We start from the raw sequence: 21,421 nt of genomic DNA, 5'->3' as shown, positions 1-21,421 counted from the left end.
AATCTCTATCGATTCTGTTTCGGGTTTCTGCTTGAATTTATTATAAAAAATTTGCTATCGTGTAAATGCTTATTCGTCAACCTTAAATATTTTGCTAATTGAAAGAGCGTCAATTGATCAGCAAGGGTTAGAGAAAACGTAAGCCGGAAAGATATTTTCCTATTTTTTTCTTTGTCCAGACAACTTCAGCTTTGACCAGATTTATTCGCGCTTTATTTGATGACAGTACGATTTTCTGATGGATACCAAGGGAAAAAGTGCTTTTGATCTGGCAACCGGTTGTACTGATATCAATGATCATTACTGGTTTTTCCATTGGGCGTTTGCGGGATTCATCGAATGCCGTATCTTGTTCAAGAGCAGCCGCAGCCTCCAGTACCGCCAAATCAAGTTTGTTCGATGATAAGGGGAAGAGCTGGCCGTCGGCATGAATCAATTCACGGATGCTTTTTCGGTGACGGGCACGAGTCAATACAAAGGAATGTGTGAAAAAGCGATAAATCGTTGAAACAAAATCTGAACGTTGCTCAACAAAGGGGCGGCGTGGGTTATTCATATTGAACAGAAGCTGAATGACACGGATGTATTGAGCATCGCTCAGTTCTTCAAAATGAAGTCCGAGAAACGCCCCACCCGTTCCGGAATCAGGCATCATCCAAACCACATGGCAGGGGAGGTCACCAACTGTTTCAATTGCTAAAGATTGAAACGTGGCCTTCGCTGTTTTACAAATTTTCCCATCGATGATATAAATCCGCGCACCTGTCTCACTCATATCAACGACCCTGGCTTGAGTGACATGTTTCTGCCGCTCACGAGTGATGTACTTAACCCGGGCCGGCTGGCTGACCGAAAAACGTTCAGCTCGCCGGAAACGGGGTCTGTTAACAGCAATCGTCACCGATATGACCAGTCCGATCATATTGTAAAGCGCCCAAAACAGGTTAAAACTGACAATACTGATCCTGATATCACGAAAATAAAAATAATCAACCGCTGTTTTCGAAAAGGCAACAACAGTGAGCGCAAGCAAAATCAAATGTGGCAAAACCGCCGTCCACTGGAAATCTTTTTGGTCGGTTCTCTTTCCTTTAGGTGTGACTTTAAACTGAATCTGCTTGTTGAAAAAAAGTTCCATCACCACCGATAGTGCCAACCGGGGTGCCATTGATGTGTCGTAAATGTGACTCCAGATCGTGCTGCGCTGCCGTTTTGAAACAACACGAAAAGCAAGCATCGTGCTAAGAAAGAAGGGTATCCAGAAAGTGATAATGGATAGAATATCTGTTTTCAATGAATAAATGCCAAACAATAGAAAAGCCAGCGGTGCCGCTATATACACCAGCTTAAACAGACCAAAGAACCAGTAAACAAGGCCATCCAGATAAAGCAGGCGCTGCATTGGCGATAACCCCTGCAGCATCAATGGATTCCATTTTTTCGCGCATTGAATATTACCTCTGCACCACCGGTCACGCTGTTTCAGCAAATCGCCCCACGACTCCGGAGCAAGACCCATAGCCAGCACTTCACCAACAAACCGCGTTTTGAATTTTTTCGCTTGCAGCATCATCCCCGTCGCCATGTCTTCCGTGATAACGCCTGTAGCGAATCCCCCAATTGCTTCCAATGCCTGCCGCCGAAAAACAGCATTGCTGCCTACGAACATCACAGCGTTAAAACGTGCCTTCCCTGATTGCAATGTTCTCATAAAAAAGTCTTGCTCATTGGGTACATGATGGGACGAAAAGGTGTTGTACTGATAGGGGTCATCATTATAGAAAGCCTGGGGTACCTGGACAAATGCCACATCCGGATCGACAAAAAGGCCGAGTGTCCTGTGCAAAAAAGGTGCCAGTGGAACCATATCGGCATCCAGTGTGACGACAAACTCGCCTTTCGAATTGTGCAGTGCGTGATTCAGATTTCCGGCTTTAGCTGAAGTGTGGTCTTCCCTCCTCACATAGCGAACATGAAAATGGTTGGCTAATTCTTTGACTTCCTGACGGTCACCATCGTCACATAGATAAATCGTGCAGCGGTCAGAAGGATAATCCAGATTCAGACATCCGGCTACTGTCCGTTTCAGAACAACGATCGGTTCATTGTAAGTTGCAATCAGAATGTCTACAGTTGGAATGCTACCCAGCCGTTCCAGCGGTATGTCATTTTGTGGCGCTGGCTTCCAAACAAGAGTATAAAAAACAAGCATCTGCAAAAAGCCGATACATTCCGTTATTAGTAAGATAATCCCTGCCACTTCATTCACAATGCCCTGCCCAGGCAGTGTGAAAAAAAATCTCCAACATAGATAAATTGCGCTTGTCAGGCAGCACAATAGTATCAGTGGTTTCTTAAAGATTTGCTCATCCCATAAGGCTCCAATAAAGAGCAAGATTAACAGACAGATTGCTCCAACGGGATAGGCCACATGCAAGAATTCCGTATTGTTCACCCACTTGTGCCGACGAAACCGTAAAACAGTAACATCCAGATTCTGTATTGAAAACGCCAATTTAAAAGTTTAATAATTTTCGACAGAATCTTGCAATTTTTGACCGTTACAGCAAAACAAATACATGAATTGGCGAAGAACAGATCAGCGGCAATCAGGTTTCGTCATTTTCTGGCTTCCTATTCCCTCTCTTTGATTAATAACTTCATACTGATCAATCATGGTGCCTGCGAAGCTGACAGTCATAATTGTGAACATTGTTTGACGACATTTATATTTTTCTGGAACCGGATACAATTTCTTTAAAAAATCTAGTGTTTTCATGCTATATATTTAGTAGGGATTCTTTTTTACCGATTATTTAAAGTTATCTCATTTCAGTTCTTCATAACCTTGGCCTTTTCCCCGGATTTCTACATTCCACTTCACCCCGCATGCTTTACGAATGGCTTGACCAAATCTAAAACGAGAGGGAAATGACAGTGTCGTATTCGGATTTGTTTGCAAAGAACTGTGGTTCAAAAGAACAGACTTTTGAAGTTTTGCATGAAAAGTATCGCCCGCTGATCTATTCACTGGCCAGAAAAGCGCTCAATAACAGTTCACTGTCGCTTCAAAACTTCGATTGGAAAGACATGATTCAGGAGGGTGTGGTTGCCATATGGCACGCAGATCAATCATTTGATGTTAGTAAAGTATCCTCCGGCCGTACTGCTGAATCTGTTTTTCAATGCTACTTGAAACGGACTGTCCAGCGAAGCCTCAGGAGGTATATTCAAAACCACCAAAAACATGCAGCCGCCAACAGACTCATTGACAGTCACGAACATTTTGACCACATCGTCCATTCCGTACCTATTTCTGCACAGCTGACCCGGTCGATGATCCGTTTCACCCTGTCCCATACTGAATATAGTTTCTACCGATTACATATCCTTCATGGGTATTCTATCCGGGAAATTTCCGAAATCCACGGTGTTTGTCCCGGCACCGTATACCTCTGGAAAAAGCAGCTCATATCCAAAATAAGATACCTGGCCCTAACTTTATAAAACGATCCATCTTAAATGGACGTCTGGAATAACAAGCAGACGCCCGTTTTTTTTTAACTCACAGATCAAACTCCTACAATGTAAAAAAAGCAAAACTTTTACTCACCGTTTTCAACACCCATTGACTATATACAATATGAAAGAATCGTTCAGTTCCATTTTCCCTCTGTCAACATTCTCCCCACATTTTTTCTCTATTCAAAAAAACACGATCCCCGAAAGGAGCCCCGATCTTGCCATTCACTGATCTATTCGCCGTACCCGCCGAATCTCCTGAAATTGCCTTTGAACGATTGCTTAGAAAATATGAACCTAAAATTATCAAAGCGGTCCATAGTTATTATGCTAGCTACGCATGCCATCTCCGCGGCGCTGCTGACCGGGATGACCTGATGCAGATTGCACGAATTGCTTTCTGGGATGCCAACCTTCTTTTCGATCCGGATAAAGTCGATCCAGGAAAGCACCCCGAAAATGTCTTCATTGCCTTCGCCGACCGAACGGTGAAAGGCCGGCTCTCGGACTACCTCAGGAAGCTTCATCGCCATAAATGCCGCGAAACCCTGAACCCCTTGAACTCCGCTCCTGAGATTCCATTTATCCCGCAAACACCCATAAGTAAACAGCTGCATGCCCTTTTAGCAAGCTATCTGTTTCTTCTCAGTCCCCGCGAACGCCTATACTTGCAATTGATTCTTTTTAAAGATTGGGAAACCTGCCAGGTTGCTGAATTCGCCCACGTCTCAGAACATACTGTACGCTCATGGAAAAAAAGTCTGCGGAAAAAGCTGCTGCCTTTGAAGGATTCATTGATGAAAAATCAATAAGAATATTTTCATTTGAAAAATGTGGTTATCTTTTTGTTCCGAATTTCTAACCGAACAGGACGCTGCTCTTCACTCGCCAACTTGTATTTGACGGGTGTTGATACGGATTGACAAATGCTTATTGTCCTGGCTAAATACAGATCAGTGATTCTCGTAACGGTAAAATTAATATTCGGATCACAGAAATTCACGGTGATCTATCCGGCTGCCGATTAGTAACCGGGGAATTCATATTAATCCTGACCCGGATTATTTATTGTCACACCGACCTACTCGAACCGTTGTTCCGTGTTGAGCCGTAACGCAGGCCTGATTGGCAACCAAATACCCGATCTTATATGTGCCAGGTTTTCTCGTGTTGACCGTGTCACCCGAAACGGTGATAGCCAATGCCAGATCGCCATCTTTCGGATCACTTGCCGCAATACCGTCAAGTGCGTTGAAGGCAGATCCATAATTAATCTGTATCTCATTCGGGCCGGTAATTGTCGGATTGTTGCCCAATTTGTTATTAGCATTCGTCATCCATTAAAAAAGTGTACAAAAAAAACGATCTGCTCCGCTTTATTTGCGACAGATCGTTTTTTGCATACTGCTTAATTCAGCCCTTCCTGCTTTTTGAAGCGAGGGATTTCTGAATGGCATCCAGGCGCTTCGTCAACTTTTTTTCAGAGCTTTATTTTTCAGTTTGCCAACCAATGGACGGGCTATAGCTACATCGGTCTGAGACAGGTTGGACTCTACCTGTTCCACTGCGCTTATTGCTGCCTTTCATTGCCGCTTTTCTGCTGATTGTAATAATCGTTAATGCCCAGAATGTACGATCCAGAGCCAAATCCTCCCATCGGTACCGAGCCAGCGTAATCTTGGGTATTATAGTCAAGCAGTTCCGGTATCAGATTGTAATTTGCTGATGCCTGGCTGGTCATCCAGTCGAGAAGTGTCTTGGCTTCGCCGTCTCTGCCCATCTTCGACAGTGCACCGGCAATTCTCAAATCAATGAAACCCCATTCTCTCGAATCGTATAGATCCCCATCCTGATCGCGTTTGAAACCAGGCGTACTGCCCGTTGTAATATGCAGGTTCTGATTAAAAGCCTGGATCATGCCAGAAGCCAGGTTGGATCGTGGATTAACTAGCCCGAAATTGATGGCTTCTACTGTTGAACCATCATTATAGTGTGAAGGGTCGTTCTTTCTCTCGAGAGATGATGCAATCGTTCGGTATCCGTCAGAATGAACGACGAGATGATTCAGCACCGCATCCTTGATCGACGCTGCAGCATCACTGTACTTGTTCTCAGATCGTTCATCGCCCATCAATTTAGCAAGATCTGCCGCAGATTTCAGTCCCTGATAAGCCGTAATATCCGTATAGGCAAATTGCTGCCGTGACGGTGCTGTGCCAAGAACATTAAATGGCGTCCAGTGCTCTTCCCAAATAGAGGAATCCGGCTGGATCAGTCCATTCGCAGGATCGATCAGCTCAATCAACAGATCCGCATCCTGCTTAGTCAGCTTGTTCCAGTAGTTCTTATTATTATCTGCCAGAAAACCGGTATCACCGGTTGCTCTGACATATTGGTCAACACTCCAAAGGAACAGGCCCCAGCCGTCAAATTCAATATTTGGACCGTTATTGTTCCAGTCGGATTCTTCTGTTCCATTCCCAAAGTAGCGGCAGACTGAGATCAGATAGTTGCTGCTCAAATGGACACCCAGTCCATAAGTTGGGGGGCTTGTATCCGTACTTTCAATGAAATTTTTCTGATAATAATTCTCTCCCGAACCATCTTCAGCCTGTCTCATTTTGGCATCAAACATGAACTTCAAAGCATCTCTTGCCTCTTGATAATGTCCCGATTCAATAAGCGCCTGAATGGAATAATTTCCGTCGCGCGCCCAGGCGATACTCCATTCCCCAGGTATCAGGCTGGCGAGAACCTGCCCATAGCTCGATCCGGATTCTCTGCTCTGAGACATTTTCAGTACGGCTGTTGACTGTCTGTAAACCTGCTGTTCCTGTTCAGAGAGGCCGGCGGGCATTTTTTCTTTGCTGTGCCAGTTGGCCCACCAGTCTTTTTCCTGAGTCAGAAGTGCCTCGGGGCTGCTCAACGCTGTGTTCGCAAGTGACAGTACATCGTCGCTTAAATTGCTTTCGTTTCTGTCTTCGTTCAGGCCGATAATGACCCCGTACCATTTTGACTGGCCGGCCGCCAGTTCATTCGTCCGATTTTCAAACCCTGCGGAAATATCATTTCCTTCGCTTACCACATGATCGTCAAGTTTTCCGTTGTTTGCAGCATCATACCAGGGATTATTGCCCGTCCCGCTGCCTGATATTCCCGTTTCATGGTGTTCATTGGAAAGATTCAGATTTTTATAAATGGCAATACTCCCGTTTTTTCCGTTGAATTCCTTCAAATAATCATTATTCGCGTTGTAGGCAGTCTGCTCATCTGTAGTTCCATAGTCCGTTCCCAGATGAAGATTTTCTGATGAAAATACAGATACTTTTTTATCGGTGCCGCTGTTATTGGTTACTTTCATCAGCAAAACCAATAAGCTGGATTGATGCTGATTCTTTCCTGAAAAAGGTGTGAAATAATAACTGTCGAACTGCAGACCGTTATCGTTCTGAACGGCATTAATAATATTGGTACCGTTTACATATTTAGCCGAGTCAACGGCAACATTATTCAGCCAGGTCGCTTTGCCTCCATCAATACCATAGCCAAAATAGGAATCCCACATAAAGTTCGGTGTGGTACTGTTCGCATCAACATGGCTGTAAATATGCCTTTGAAAACGAATCAGTTTCCCTTGTGCCGCGGAATAAATGGCTGCCGCAAGACCATTGGATGTCGTCAACTGACTCCAGGAATTGTGACCCGTATACACAGGCGCAGCCGCACTGCCGCTGTCTGCACTTACCTTCAGCGGACGAATTCCTGCCAGCGCCGTGCAAACAATCAGAGACAATAGAATAATAAAAATCTGCTTTGATTTTCTTCTTAATAAATTCATCAAATATCCCCTTCCCTCTTTTATTCATGACTCTACCTGCAAATTATGTGCCAGAATTTTGCACAATTTTTTGCACATTTCCCATTACTTTCCTACTAATCATTCAGTCTTATAATAGAAAAATAGGAACAAAAAATGGTTATTTAGTCAGGTAAAAAGAGAGAAGAGTTCATAGATGTGTGCAAAAGCAACTACACACATGTGAAATATGTGCCCTTAAAAACTATTTGCTTTCCCCTGCTTTAAGCCGCTTCACCTGTTCAGCCAAATGAAGCAGTTCAACAAGCATCTCATGGCTTTCTGCCTTCAAGTGATGCTTTTTTGCTACCTTAACGATATAACCGTTGATATAATCCACTTCGGTAGGCCGGTTATTGACCATATCCTGATACATGGACGGATGGTGGAGCGGATTGACCTGTGAGCTTTCATGAAAGATGATATCCGCCATTTCTTCACGACTCTGCATGAATCGAACACCATCCGCGAGACCTGCCGCATAGCCCTCATCAATCAGCCGCCGTGTTAAATCGGCAGCCCCGGAGTAGGCAACGTACTCACCCATCGTGATATCCATGAGCGTGCAAAGCGTATTAATCACTGAATTCATCAATAACTTTCCCCATAGCGTGCCCATATAGTTGGTATGCAGTGTCGGATTCATACCGGCTTTCTCAAATTCCTCAACAACCCGGCGCGTGAACGCATCCGGCTTTTCCGTCACGTTGGCCAGATGAGTGTGCCCTGCCCCCTTTGCTCCCATGAAATCGACTTTTCCAGGCGCATCAAGCACGGTCGCAATCAGTGCGATACCAGCAATAATATGCTCATCCGGCACATACTTTTTTATGATATCGACCGATCCAATTCCATTCTGATTTGTCAGCACATATGTATTCTTGCCAATAAAATGGCTGCAGGCCTCCATCGCTTCTTCCGACTGCATCTGTTTGACAAATAAAATGGCCAGATCCGGCGTCTGATGATACTCTGACGGCAGATAGACATTTATCGGCACAAGATGCTGGTTCTTGTAATCTCTCGAAACGTAGGCGCCGCCCTGCTCCCTGATTGCACGATAACTCGGCTCCCATGGTTCAACAAAATCAACATCATTTCCCGTTTCCTGAAGCAGCACACCGTAGCGCAATCCCATAGCTCCGGCACCGATGACCGCAATTTTCATATGGCTTCCATCCTCTCTGTTTGCAATCTCTTTCATTCAAAAATAGACCTTTATTTTACAACATGCAAATTTATCTGCCATTTTGTGCGAAAGCCGCTGATCCTTCTTGATGAATGCGATTAAAAAAAGCGGGTCATTTTCGTACCTGCTGTGGGATTAGGGCAACCCCGTCCATAGATTAATCAACGATCCATGGTGAGTTATCCTTTTCATCGAGCATGCACTGATTCAAAAAGATCAGCTCTCCATTAAAAAATTCCAATGAGATGCCAGTAGAATCCGCCAATTCCAAGCCAGATAATCATGTATACAATCGAAAGAACTAAATTCAGAGACCACCATTTTCCCTGCGAGACATAGCCGGAACCAAAGAGAATCGGCGCAGGACCCATACCGTAATGGGAAGTCGAGCCCATCAGATTGCTCATAAAGCCAAAAACGAGTGCAGCCAGCATCGCCGGAACTCCAGACGCAATCGCAACTCCGAGAAATGCGCCATACATTGCACTGACGTGAGCCGTTGCGCTGGCAAACAGGTAATGGCTGTAAAAGTAAACCAGAACGAGGATGAGCAGAACGAGCGGCCACGATAAGCCATGAACCACGTGAACCATGAACTGACTGAACCAGGGAATGAGACCCATCTTATTCAACTCGTCAGCCATCATAATGAGAACAGCGAACCAAATCAGAGTGTTCCATGCTCCCTTTTCACTCCTTACATCTTCCCAGTTCAGGACGTGGAGCAACAGCAAAAGTGACAAACCAATTAACGCTGTAACTGTTGCGTCGACACCGATCAAGCTGCCGGTTATCCAGAGAATCAGGATCACAATAAAACAAAAAAGCATGCTCTTCTCCGATTTTGAGAGTGGTCCCATTTTCTGCAGTTTCGTCTCAGCGAACTGAACGGCATCAGGAGATTCCTTGATTTCAGGCGGATAAAGCCGGTAAATCAGCCAAGGAACAGTAATCAGGCTGATTAAACCTGGAACCAGAGAAGCCATCAACCATCCCATCCATGAGATATGGACCCCCATACTTGCTGCCAATGTTGTTGCCAGTGGATTCGCCGCCATTGCGGTTATGAACATTGCGGAAGTAATCAGATTTCCCTGAAAAGCACTGTAGATGAGAAAGGACCCCATCTTCCTTTGCGTATGATCTGAGGCTTTTGAGCCGAAAGAGTCCGCCAGAGATTGAATAATCGGATAAAGGATTCCCCCTGCTCTGGCAGTATTGCTTGGCGTCGCCGGAGAAAGAATTAAATCGCAGGCAAGTAAGGCGTAACTTAATCCAAGTGTCTTTCTTCCGAAGAGCCGGACAAATAAGTAAGCAATCCGCGAGCCAAATCCGGTCTTGATAAATCCTCTTGAAATGAAAAAAGCCATAACAATCAACCAGATCGTCGGATCACCGAAGCTTGCCAGAGCAACATCCGTTGGCACCGTCTTAGTGACAAGTGTCATCGTCAGCGCAATAATGGCAATCGCACCGATCGGCATCGGTTTAAGAATAAAAGCGACAATAGTTGCAACAAAAAGAGCCAGCATATGCCATGCTAAAATATGGATCGCAGCGGGATGCGGAAATACCCAGATCACGATCACTATGAGAACCGGGATCAGGAATCTCATCTCCGGCATAGCGCCTTTCTTTATTTTTTCGGTCATGAAACAAAGTCCCTTCATTAAAACGGTAAAGTCGTCTGGTACGAAGCCCATTGGACGAATATTTAATGTACTAATTTTGAATTATTGGTTTAAAAATATTTTTCCTCAGTACCGGGCTTTCCAAATACACTGATCTACAGCTTGTTCCGGATCCTCAATATCCACTCTGTTGACGTGATCCTTCACTGCCTGTGTGACGACCGCAATTGCGACTTTGCGGGATATTTCTTTCAGCAGCCCGACTTCAGGAAGGATCGGTGCACCTGGCCGGGTATAGTCAATGATATCACCGACTGCTTTTGCCGCGGCAATCAACATGTTTTTATTCACCACTTTAGCATGGGCGACAATTGCTCCGAAACCAATGCCCGGATACACCAATGCGTTGTTCCCCTGCCCGATCTTATACGTTACCCCGTTCCATTCCACCGGATCAGATGGAATACCTGTGCAGACAAGTGCCTTGCCGTCAGACCACTTAATCACATCCGCCGCCTTCGCTTCCACCAGCTTGGTTGGGTTGGAAATCGGGAAAATGGCCGGTCGTTCCGTATGTGCGGACATTTCTTTCACAACCTCTTCTGTGAAAGCGCCAGGTGCTGTCGATGTGCCGATCAATACAGTTGGGTGCACTTGTTTCACCACATCGATGAGCGTTTGCATGCTCAGATGATCAAATTTTTCAGAGGGGCGTGCGTATTTTCTCTGCCCTTCTGTCAGGTCGGCCATATTATCAAGAATGAGTCCCTGCCGGTCAATTAAATAGAAGTGCATTTTCGCTTCTTCCGGAGCCATATGGCCATCACGCACCATTGCTTCGGCAATCTGATCAGCAATCCCGCAACCCGCTGTCCCCGCACCAAAGACGATGATCTTTTGATCCTGCATCGACAACTGGGAAATCCGCATGCTTCCATTCAATGCAGCAAGAATCACAACACCAGTACCCTGAATATCGTCATTAAATGTGCAAAGCTTGTCCTGATATTTCTCGAGAATATTTGCCGCATTTGACCGTCCAAAATCTTCCCAGTGAAGCAAAGCATCCGGAAAAAGTCGTGCCACTTCCTGAACAAAGCGGTCAATGAACTGATCATACAGTTTCCCGTAAATCCGTTTGTGACGGTTCCCAAGATAGTTTGGATTATCAAGCAGTTTTGGATTATTTGTACCTACATCAAGAACCACCGGAATAACCTGTTCCGGATTGATACCAGCCGCAGCTGTGTAAACTGCAAGCTTCCCGGTCGCAATTTCACCGCCATTCAGTCCCCAGTCACCAATACCCAGGATCCCTTCCCCATCTGTAACAGCAATCAGCCGGATCATTCGACCGTCAGCGAAATGCTTCAGAGCTCTGCCGATATCATCCGGATCATCAATCGATAGATAAACCGCGTCGGCTGATAAATATAAATCACTATATTTTTCAATCGACTCGGCAACCGTTGGATCATAGACAATCGGCATAAATTCAACTAAGTGTTCTCCCATCAGATAATAAAACAGTGTCCGATTGATCGCGTAGACATCCATTAGGAACAGCCTTTTTTCCAGATTATCCGGTTTAGACTGATAATGCTGATAAACACGTTTCGCCTGCTCTTCAATCGTTTGTTTCACAGGCGGAATTAAACCGTTCAGCCCAAATTTGTCCCTTTCTTCCTGTGTAAAAGCAGTCCCCTTGTTTTTCAAGGGATCGCTGATCAGTTCATTTGGAGTCACGTCCAACTTATTCCCTCCGTAACCAAAGTTTCTATATAAAAATAGGGTACCCTTACTTCAATTTTATAAAAAATATTTTTTAGTTCCCTATAAAAGAATTTATTTACTGCCGGTCCACAGCGAAAAATTTTTCATTTGAGGGGGAGATAATGGAATAAAAATAGGAATGCTAAACCCTGTTAACTACGAGTTTACGTAATCACAGTAATGCCTATCTATCAACATGAGATGCAAAAGTGGAATTATATTTATTAAACCAAGCAATAATCTCATGAAGTCGGGCTAAACGGTTTTTCGGGCGGCCGCTTCTTGACAATTCATGATTTTCTCCTTTAATACGTACAAAACGCGTCTCAACCCCTAATCGGCGAAGTGCCATGTACCATTGTTCCGCCTGTTCAATCGGGCAGCGGTGATCTTCTTCACTATGAATAACGCATATAGGCGTAGTCACTCTCGGAGCATTTCGAATAGGTGAGAAGCTCATCAATTTTTCTTCGTCAGTCCACAGATCTGCACCGTTAAAATATCGTTTCAGAAAATAATAACCAATATCGCTCGTCCCAAAAAAACTATAAAGATTGCAAATGGATCGCTGAGTGACGGCAGCAGAAAAACGATCTGTCGTACCGACAATTGTATTTGTCATAAAGCCACCATAACTGCCCCCAGTCACAAATTGACGTGACCGGTCACAGACCAGGTAATGATCGAGCACATAATCAAGCCCTCTAAGAATATCTTCTTTATCTTTCCGTCCCCAGTCGTTGTAGCAGGCACCACAAAATGCAACACCATATCCTCGGCTGCCACGCGGGTTTGTAAAAACAACAGCATAACCTTCAGCAGCCAGACATTGAAATTCGTGATTGAAGGAATAACCATACGCGGATGCCGGACCGCCATGGATTTCAAGAACGACAGGTATTTTATCTTCAGTTTTTACAGACTTGGGCGGAAACATAACCCAGCCATCTATATCCCAGTCATCTGCTCCTTTAAAGGTAAAAGGAACAGGTTCTGCCAGATCAAACTCATCGAAGAGTTTACGGTTGTGATCACTCACTTGTTCCGCAGTTCCATCATTTCCGATGAAATAGAGATCACCCGTCGATGAAGGGGCGGAAATAACGGCGGCGATCATCCCTTTCTTAGCATCAAACGAAGTGATCACTTCGTTTTCTTCCATATGTAAAAGAGACGCATTGCCATCAAGATCAATACATTTTAAACCGGAAACAGGGCCATTCTGGACGAGATAAATGAGTGATTGTCCATTCTCATTCCAAAGAAAAACCGGGCATCCTTCATCAAAACGAGCATCTGTACCAACATAATTTCCAAGTGATTGCTGCTCATTTTCAGTCAAATTTCTGACTTGTCCACCTGTATCCGGCACAAGCCAGATCGCAATGTTCCCGGGGCTGCATTCACCATCCTCTTTTCCTGCAAAAGCAATCAGATGTCCATCAGGCGAAACCTGTATGTCAAAAATACCCCCTTTTGCTTTATAGAAAAGAGATGTTTGATTCGTTAAAAAATCGTAAACGTAAATGTCACAAAGATAGTCTGTTTTGTCTGGCTCAGCCTTGCTTTGGCAAAAAAACAGCTTTTTTCCATCGGGGGAAAAAGCTGGGTTGAATGCGTTACGCGCCTTATCTGTCAGCAGGATTTTCTGCCGATTCTGAATATGATAAAGAACAAGTCCCTCATTGGACGAGATAATACCCCGCCCGTTTGCCAAATAGCGAAGCCGATTGACCACTGTGACGTCATCGTTTTCAATCTGCTTTTCCTCCTCGATTGGAGTCTGACAAACAAGCATAGATTCATCCGGAGACAGGACAAAATCAGAAACATCCTCTTTAAAATCAGTCAGAACCCGAGAGTCCCCTCCATCCAGAGAAAGCAACCAAACCTGGCTTTTTCCGGTGCGATTAGAGAGAAAATATATTTTATGCCCATCCTTAGAGAAGCATGGCCGATGATTTTTGATCGATCTGTCACCAGGGCGATCATAAGTCAGCTGTCTTGGCTCTGACGATCCGTCGACAAAATAGAGCGAGGAAACATAATCGTTATTTTTATTATCCACGCGTGTCACAACATACACAGCACTATTATTGTCTGGCGATAATGTCGGCGAACCTGTGAATGTAAATTTATTCAGATCATCAATTGAAATTAATCGTTTTGTCATGTTTCTTTCCTCCCTTAATTTTCTTGCTACTGTGAACTTTATTAATAGTAAAATGAATGAGTCTTTTCTTTTCAACAGGATTCAGGAAAAATTGTCCATTGATTATACGAGTTAACTGGGAATCAATAAAATTTAATGTTCCTTTTTTAAACGTCCATTCAGAATTGTAAAATATCGCAGGATTATCCTGAATTACTGATCCTTAAGGAGATGCTTGAATAGCTACAGCCATTCTGTCAAGCAACAATTTTCGGATCCGTTCGGTACCTGTGACAAGTCTTTTCAAAAGTTTTCTTGGCGCGGAGACGCTGACGCTCGGTGCAGCAATGGATGATGAGATGGCCCATGCTCCGAACGAGTTTTATCGTTTAACTAATTTTGAGCGTGTTCAAAAAATATATTGCCAGTTTCTGCAGGCAATGAGTCGATAAGAAAGGCCTGTGCTTTACTGAACAATAAATCTGAAATAGCCGGAATCATTGATCCATAATTGATCCGTGCGTTTTGAAAAAGAGTATCATTTACCCACAGTTGCAGTGAATGATACCCTTTTAATTCTTGAGTTTTGTTAAACTAATCTGTTGATTTTCGTTCCATGTGTTCGCTTTCCGCGGGAGCCCACGCACCTTCCGCTCCAATCAACGGAGTGGCGAAACCAATATTGAAATTTAACATAGCCAATTTTTTAAGAATATGATCAATATACTGATCATTCAATGACTCAGTTCGCTTTTCACCCTAAAAAAGTGTGTTACTTTTCCGGGGGTTTGATGTCCTCAGGAATCAGGCAGTCATAGGCTTGTCCTGAAAGACGCTCTTTAAACTCTTGTTTCGCTTTCGTCAATAATTCGCTGTCTGTCATCGTTTGGATCGCCGTGCAGGCTATAGCTTTCCCGGCGAAAAGCGCAGCGTTTAGTGCATACGGATGAGTGCCCTGGGCGACAACCTGCCACGTATGAGGGACCGTTCCGAACGCCCATGTCGCTGTCATGCATTGTGCAGTCGGCACATTCCAGCTGACATCCGAGACATCGGTTGACCCTTCCATAAATACATCCTTTTCCGGAAGGGGCATGATCCAATCCTCAATTGGTTTTTCAGAAACAGCAGCTCTTTGCCCCGGATCAAGGTGGCTAAGTGCGTATTTTTTCTCATTTTCACCCAGCGAATGATATATAGCTCTGACAAAGTCAAGATCTTTTCCGCTAATTTCCGGAAAACCGATTTTTTTCATGTATCCAAGCATCACTTGATGAAGTGCTGTGTTGGGGATCAGATTGTGGCATCCGCCTTCAATTTTGTAGGACATTTTTGTTTCTGTCATTAGGGCCGCCCCACGTGCCACATTAACCACACGTTCAAACAATGTCCGCACATCGTTGGGTTTAGGTGATCGGACAAGATAAAGTTCTTCAGCATGGGACTGTACAACGTTGGGTGAGCTGCCACCGGTATTGGTTACTGCATAGTGAACCCTCGCTTTGTCCGGCATGTGCTCTCTCAAATAATTGACGCCCACATTCATGAGTTCAATGGCGTCGAGCGCGCTTCTGCCTAATTCAGGCAATGCGGCCGCATGGGCACTAACGCCATCAAAAGAAAAGCGTGCCTCGATTACAGCATTTGATGAGGATTGCTGGACCACATTGATTGACCCCGGATGCCAGGAGAAGGCAGCATCTATATCTTCGAAACAGCCCTCACGCGCCATATAGGCCTTACCGTTTCCACGTTCCTCAGCAGGACAGCCGTAGAAGCGTACCGTTCCCGCTAAATGATGCTGCACGAGATAATCCTTTACAGCAAAAGCAGCCGCAAGAGAACCAACACCCAGGAGATTGTGACCACAACCATGGCCGCTGCCATTCGGTGTAACCGGATCATGAATGGTGCTGTTCTTCTTCTGACTCAATCCTGCCAGTGCGTCATATTCGCCCAGAATGGCAATAACAGGTTTGCCCGATCCAAAGCTGGCAATAAAGGATGTCTTTAATCCTGCGAGACCACGTTCTATCGAAAAACCTTTCTTCTCAAATGTTTTGATTAAAAGATCCATAGATTTTTGTTCTGCGAAGCTCAATTCAGCATAGGACCAAATTTGTTCGCTTAAACTACCGAACAGCTTTGCCTGTCCTTCAATTAAACCGTTCACTTCTCCCATGATATCAGCCACCATCGTTCATCCCCCTGCCTGTCAGGTTTCCGCAAATTCTTTCAACAAATAAACCATGTGCAGTGTTCCGTCTACATAATCTTTAATTCTGATCGATTCATTTGGGGCATGGGCCTTGGAATCTGCCCAGCCAACACCTGTACTGACAATCGGCAAGTGTAGACATTCATTGAACAGATACATCGGGCCGGTTCCTGCTGAATTTGGGTAGAGAACTGTGCCCGTTTGATAGGCTTCTTCTGCAGTCGTCTTCACAAGCTGTACAAAAGGATCACTGATATCTGAACGAAAAGCATTTTGAGACTCAGTGAGCTCAACCTTAACATCCGAAAATCCATGGCGCTCAAGGTGGCGTTTGATACATTTATATAAATATTCGCCGGTCTGGCCGGGCACCATACGGCAATCCAGTTTTGCTCTAGCCTCTTTAGGCAGGACTGTTTTAGCGCCTGCTCCGGTATAACCGCTGACCACGCCGCAAATCGTCATTGTCGGATAAAGCATCAGTGCATCACGTGGATCCTCACCGCGCGCTTCCGTGATCAGTGGCCGCTTTAGTCCGAATAGTTTCTCGTAAGATGCTTTGTCAAACGGAAGATGGTGAACTATTTTTTTTAAATCTTCGCCGGGTTCCTCGATTTCATCGAAAAAGCCTTCTACCAAAATATCATTATTCTGATTTTTCATACTTGACAAAGCTTGAACAAGCCTCCAGGCAGGATTGTCTATACACGCCGCCAGTGATGAATGGATGTCGATAGCCGCGCTTTTTACTGACAACTCAAAATATGCGGATCCTTTAATTCCGGCATAGAGGTTAACCCGTTCTTCAGCATCTTTGCTGCCAAATTCCCAAATGCAGGCATCCGCCTTGAAGAGATCTTTATATTTACGCAGATAAGGTGTCAGACTTGGGCTGCCGATCTCTTCCTCACCCTCAATCAGAAACTTGACGTTACAAGGCAAATCTCCCTCCTGTTGAAGAATCTTGACTGCGGACAGTCGCTGTATCAGTGAGCCCTTATTGTCTGCAGTCCCTCTTGCATAAAGAATTCCGTCATTCCGATATGGCTCAAATGGTTTCGAATGCCATTCATCGAGAGGTTCTGGAGGCTGCACATCATAGTGGTCGTAGAATAGTAATGTTTTGCCGGTATTTTCTTTTTCTCCAGCTGGAAAATAACCGTAGATTACAGGATTCCCTCCAAGGTCATCCAGCACTTTTGTCTCTCCGCCCAAGGATTCAATTTTATCGCAAACGAATGCTACCGTTTCCGGAATCGCTGAATGCTGCGCCGAGATCGATGGAAGTCGGAGATATGCGTAAAGTGTCTTTAAGGAAAGCTCCATTTCTGACTGGACAAGATCTTTTAATTTCCTTTTTTCATAATCATCCATGTACCTGAACCTCCTATACTAATAAAACAGCTAAATAAATTTTCAGAAAAGCTGAAACAGCTGATCAAGAAGAAAACCAGCTGTTTCAGTGATCATACCTATTTCGTTTAAATTAATGGCAACCTGTGATTATTTCTTAAAAGCCCATTTCTGGAAGTTGGCAACTGTACCGGGCCAATAAGGAGTAGGACCACCGTAAGAAAGATCCTTGCTGATCGAAACAATCTCATTATTTGAATAAAGCGTCAGAACTGGCATATCTTTTTCCCAGATTGCCTGTAGCTGATTATAAATAACCTTTCTCTTCGCAGCATTAGGTTCAGCCTTACCTTCAGCAAGAAGTTTCGTTGCTGCCGGATCGGAATATTTCATAAAGTTGTACGTTCCGCCTGGGCCATAAAGTGCGGAAACGTCAGGATCCAAGTTGAATGTGAATCCGATCAGCAGCAGATCAAAATCTCCTGCGGCACCTTTCTGCATGATTGTCGGGAAGTCATAAGTAGTTTCCTTAACTTTCAAGCCGGCTGCTTTAAGATTCTGAACAATGATGTCACCTGACTGTTGGCGTACAAGGTTGCCAATAGGAACAACAAAATTCAGTGTCTTGTTAAAATCCCATCCTGCCTCTTTCAACAATTGTTTCGCCTTCGCAGGATCGTAAGAATATTTCGTCAGGCTCTTGTCCAAATAAGGGCTGAGCGATGTGTACGGACCATCTATAATTTCGCCCTGGCCCTTAAGCAGCTTACTAACGATCTGCGGCCGATCAATAGCATAGGCTATCGCCTGACGGACTTTCGGGTTCGGCAGCGTCTTTGTATTAAACTGCATCGTCTGGAAACCGATCTGCTTATGAATTGTGGTTGTCACGTTCTTAAGACCCTTGGCAGTGCTCAAATCCTGATAAGGTATATCGCCAATGCCGCCAGAAGCGTTCGCTTGAATTGCGCCGGTCTGCAGGTCGGCTACGAGGTTTGATGCCTGTTCAATTTTAATAAAGAATTTAGGTATCTTCGGTTTGCCAAGATAATAAGCATCGTTTGCTTTATATTGGATATAAGCATTATTATTATACGTTACAAATTTATACGGGCCGTCAGTAACGTTCGGTGCCTGCATATACTTGCTGTTTGCCAGATCCTTAGGCGCTATATTTTTCAGAACGTGCTGAGGTAGAGTAATAATCTTTGTCCCAATCATTTCTTTGATGTAATTAGGATCAACAGGCGCCTTCGTTTTGAAGGAAACCGTGTGTTCATCAATCTTTTTCAGGTCAGGAATGGCAGTCTGGCCCTTCGCCAATTTTCCACTTGTATCCAAACCTTCGAGGGTCGAAAGATTGGATCCGACAGCCACGGTACTAGCCGGATTAGCGATTAAATTAAACGTAAAGACTACGTCATCTGCGGTTACAGGTTTACCATCCGTCCATTTCGCTTTTGGATCCAGATGGATTGTATACGTCTGATCATCCGTTGTCGTAATCGAGTTTGCGAGCTTCGGTTGAAATTTCATAGGAGAAGTCATATCAAGAAACGAGTCAAACATGACACGTTCTGCAAACTGACCGGCAATATCACTTGTGTTAATCGGGTTAAAAGACGCTGGTGGGTTAACCATACCCAGCGTGATTGTATCCTTTCCACTGCCCCCGCTACCTGATGAGCCGCTGCCGCATGCCGTTAGCAATACAAGCGTCAGAGCCATAAAGGATGAAAGCAAATACTTCAAAATGTGTTTTGTTGCTGAACTCTTGGACACATTCATGTTAAATTCACATCCCTGTTTGTTGTTATTTTGCATTTTGTGATTCCACAGCATCGCGAAGACCATCGCCAATAAAATTCGCCGACAGCACTGCCAAGAAAATCATCAAGCCTGGTGGAATCCACAGCCAAGGCTGCGATGAAAGCACTGTAATGGATTCGGCCTGGGTGAGCATATTTCCCCAACTGGCTGCGGGGGGCCTAACCCCCATGCCCAGGAAGCTTAATGAAGCCTCCATGATAATTGCCGATGCAACGCCAAACGTCGCATTGACCACTATAGGTGCAAGTGCATTCGGAAGAATATGCTGAAACAATATTTTCGGCGTGGAGTAGCCGAGCGCAACACCTGCCTTTACGTAGTCCATTTCTTTTATTGAAAGCACACTGCCCCTGACCAAGCGGGCAATGGCCGGCCATCCGAGAAAACCGATTACGGCTGTTATATTTAGCAAACTTGGACCAACAATGCTGACCAGCACCAAAATGACCATAAAATAAGGAAATGACATGAAAACATCAGTTATTCTCATGATCAGCATGTCAACCCAGCCACCTAAATAACCAGCAACCAGACCGAGCACAATGCCGATTACCACATAAATGGCGACGGCACCGATTCCCACGATTATCGATACCTGGGAACCATAAATCATACGGCTTAGCACATCGCGCCCTACTGTATCCGTTCCAAGCAAATGGGCACTCGAAGGCGCAGCCTCAAATTCGCTGAAGATCTTATTCGGATCATAAGGAGAAAGGACCGGTGCCAGTAATGCGATCAGTATAATCAGTGAAAAGATAACCAATCCGGCCACGGCAAGCTTGTGTTTGAAGAAACGTCTGGCGATCATATGAAGATAACTTTCCTCTTTTCCCAGTTCTTCAAGTACAGCTTCCCTGTTTCTCTCCAGGTCAATTTCCGGAATGTTTTTATTGGGATTTAAATTCATTGCCATTCTTCTCTCCCCTCCTTTCCTTATTCATACCTGATCCGAGGATCAGCTACGGCATATAGAATATCCGTCAATAAGTTTGAGAGGAGCACCGCGATCGCCGCCAGCAAATTGATAGCCATTAGAGTTGAGTAATCCCTCGATGTAATCGAGTTAATGGTCAGCAGCCCAAGTCCCGGCCATTGAAAAACCTGCTCCGTAACGATAGCGCCGCCAATAAGCATCGGGATGTCGATACCAATGACCGTAATGATCGGAATCAAAGCGTTCCTTAAGGCGTGTTTATTTGTAATCATGAATTGGCGCAGACCCTTTGCTTTAGCAGTTCTGAGATAATCCTTGCCCAGCACATCCAGCATGCTCGAGCGGACATAACGAACCATATTGCCGGCGATTCCTATCGCGAGCACCGACGCAGGAAGAATCAAGTGACTGACCGTATCAATAATGCCTCCGTTCCCGCCAAGCGTATTCATACTTCCGGTGGGAAGAATATTAAATTTGCTGGCAAAAACATAGATCACACCAAGACCCAGGAAAAAGTGCGGCACAGAAATTCCGAAAAAAGAGAAGCCAGTAACTAGATAGTCAACCCAGGAATTCTGCTTTCGCGCACAAAGGATTCCTAGGGGAATAGCGATCAGATAACCGATAATCAGCGCAGTTCCCATCAACAGAACCGTCGGCCCAATATGCGCGGCCAGAATCTGAGTGACTGGTTCCCGCGTTGCGTATGAATAGCCCAGATTTCCGTGAAGAAGCTCGCCCAGCCAATGTATGTACTGCACCCAAACGGGTTGATCCAGACCGAGAGACTGCTTTTCCATTGCAATCTGTGCCGGCGTCGCTGAAGGGTTAACCAGCATATCAACAGGGTTGCCTGGAGCAATGTTGATGATAAAAAAATTAAGAACGGTGACGCCAAACAATACCGGAATGGCGATCAAAATTCTCCGGACGATGTATTGAAACACTTGATATCGC

Annotated in this window: 14 protein-coding genes; 2 read left to right on the top strand and 12 right to left on the bottom strand. The window is 44.8% G+C overall.

What is annotated here, in order from left to right:
- Window positions 1-127: 127 nt before the first annotated feature.
- Entirely contained in the window at window positions 128-2,269 is a 2,142-nt protein-coding gene (locus COP04_RS05045) for a glycosyltransferase (RefSeq protein ID WP_239984769.1), read from the bottom strand.
- 668 nt (window positions 2,270-2,937) lie between these two features.
- Here COP04_RS05045 and COP04_RS05040 point away from each other — a divergent pair.
- Window positions 2,938-3,507, top strand: a complete 570-nt coding sequence (locus tag COP04_RS05040) for a sigma-70 family RNA polymerase sigma factor (protein WP_157800183.1) — start codon at window positions 2,938-2,940, stop codon at window positions 3,505-3,507.
- Window positions 3,508-3,740: 233 nt separating this feature from the next.
- Window positions 3,741-4,334: a sigma-70 family RNA polymerase sigma factor gene (locus tag COP04_RS05035; RefSeq protein WP_157800182.1), complete on the top strand. Its 594-nt coding sequence runs from the start codon at window positions 3,741-3,743 to the stop codon at window positions 4,332-4,334.
- A 249-nt stretch (window positions 4,335-4,583) separates the two neighbouring features.
- Here COP04_RS05035 and COP04_RS05030 read toward each other — a convergent pair whose 3' ends face one another.
- The 11 genes from COP04_RS05030 to COP04_RS04980 form a co-directional block, all read right to left on the bottom strand.
- Window positions 4,584-4,838: an immunoglobulin-like domain-containing protein gene (locus tag COP04_RS05030; RefSeq protein WP_162297078.1), complete on the bottom strand. Its 255-nt coding sequence runs from the start codon at window positions 4,836-4,838 to the stop codon at window positions 4,584-4,586.
- A 254-nt stretch (window positions 4,839-5,092) separates the two neighbouring features.
- Window positions 5,093-7,360: a glycoside hydrolase family 15 protein gene (locus COP04_RS05025; protein ID WP_100486980.1), complete on the bottom strand. Its 2,268-nt coding sequence runs from the start codon at window positions 7,358-7,360 to the stop codon at window positions 5,093-5,095.
- Window positions 7,361-7,583: 223 nt separating this feature from the next.
- A complete protein-coding gene (locus COP04_RS05020) occupies window positions 7,584-8,546 on the bottom strand; it encodes a ketopantoate reductase family protein (protein ID WP_100489538.1) in 963 nt (320 codons plus the stop codon).
- 248 nt (window positions 8,547-8,794) lie between these two features.
- Window positions 8,795-10,219 (bottom strand): anion permease, encoded by a 1,425-nt coding sequence (locus COP04_RS05015; protein WP_239984768.1) that lies wholly within the window; start codon window positions 10,217-10,219, stop codon window positions 8,795-8,797.
- A gap of 105 nt (window positions 10,220-10,324) precedes the next feature.
- Window positions 10,325-11,944 carry an NAD-dependent malic enzyme gene (gene maeA / locus COP04_RS05010; protein ID WP_100489536.1) on the bottom strand — a complete coding sequence of 540 codons (1,620 nt, stop codon included), beginning with the start codon at window positions 11,942-11,944 and terminating at the stop codon, window positions 10,325-10,327.
- A 211-nt stretch (window positions 11,945-12,155) separates the two neighbouring features.
- Window positions 12,156-14,144 carry an alpha/beta hydrolase family protein gene (locus COP04_RS05005; RefSeq protein ID WP_100486979.1) on the bottom strand — a complete coding sequence of 663 codons (1,989 nt, stop codon included), beginning with the start codon at window positions 14,142-14,144 and terminating at the stop codon, window positions 12,156-12,158.
- A 751-nt stretch (window positions 14,145-14,895) separates the two neighbouring features.
- Window positions 14,896-16,320, bottom strand: a complete 1,425-nt coding sequence (locus tag COP04_RS05000) for a M20 family metallopeptidase (protein ID WP_239984767.1) — start codon at window positions 16,318-16,320, stop codon at window positions 14,896-14,898.
- 18 nt (window positions 16,321-16,338) lie between these two features.
- The gene (locus COP04_RS04995; protein WP_100486978.1) at window positions 16,339-17,715 is read right to left on the bottom strand and encodes a M20/M25/M40 family metallo-hydrolase; all 1,377 of its coding nucleotides are present in this window, start codon (window positions 17,713-17,715) and stop codon (window positions 16,339-16,341) included.
- Between the two features lie 129 nt (window positions 17,716-17,844).
- Window positions 17,845-19,482 (bottom strand): ABC transporter substrate-binding protein, encoded by a 1,638-nt coding sequence (locus tag COP04_RS04990; protein WP_100489534.1) that lies wholly within the window; start codon window positions 19,480-19,482, stop codon window positions 17,845-17,847.
- Between the two features lie 25 nt (window positions 19,483-19,507).
- Entirely contained in the window at window positions 19,508-20,440 is a 933-nt protein-coding gene (opp4C, locus tag COP04_RS04985) for an oligopeptide ABC transporter permease (protein ID WP_100486977.1), read from the bottom strand.
- Window positions 20,441-20,460: 20 nt separating this feature from the next.
- On the bottom strand, window positions 20,461-21,411 hold the full coding sequence (locus tag COP04_RS04980) for an ABC transporter permease (RefSeq protein ID WP_100486976.1): 951 nt from the start codon (window positions 21,409-21,411) through the stop codon (window positions 20,461-20,463).
- Window positions 21,412-21,421 lie beyond the last annotated feature (10 nt).

It is taken from the genome of Sporolactobacillus pectinivorans, assembly GCF_002802965.1.
In the GTDB taxonomy this organism is placed as follows: domain Bacteria; phylum Bacillota; class Bacilli; order Bacillales; family Sporolactobacillaceae; genus Sporolactobacillus; species Sporolactobacillus pectinivorans.
The sequence above is the reverse complement of the archived record's forward strand: the minus strand, read 5'-3'. Positions and strand labels throughout refer to the sequence as shown.

Excerpts from the sequence above, each read along its gene's own strand:
- COP04_RS05025 (WP_100486980.1), bottom strand. The coding sequence starts at position 7,360 with ATGAATTTATTAAGAAGAAAATCAAAGCAGATTTTTATTATTCTATTG.
- COP04_RS05020 (WP_100489538.1), bottom strand. The coding sequence starts at position 8,546 with ATGAAAATTGCGGTCATCGGTGCCGGAGCTATGGGATTGCGCTACGGT.
- COP04_RS05015 (WP_239984768.1), bottom strand. The coding sequence starts at position 10,219 with ATGACCGAAAAAATAAAGAAAGGCGCTATGCCGGAGATGAGATTCCTG.
- COP04_RS05005 (WP_100486979.1), bottom strand. The coding sequence starts at position 14,144 with ATGACAAAACGATTAATTTCAATTGATGATCTGAATAAATTTACATTC.
- COP04_RS05000 (WP_239984767.1), bottom strand. The coding sequence starts at position 16,320 with ATGGTGGCTGATATCATGGGAGAAGTGAACGGTTTAATTGAAGGACAG.
- COP04_RS04995 (WP_100486978.1), bottom strand. The coding sequence starts at position 17,715 with ATGGATGATTATGAAAAAAGGAAATTAAAAGATCTTGTCCAGTCAGAA.
- COP04_RS04990 (WP_100489534.1), bottom strand. The coding sequence starts at position 19,482 with ATGAATGTGTCCAAGAGTTCAGCAACAAAACACATTTTGAAGTATTTG.
- opp4C (WP_100486977.1), bottom strand. The coding sequence starts at position 20,440 with ATGGCAATGAATTTAAATCCCAATAAAAACATTCCGGAAATTGACCTG.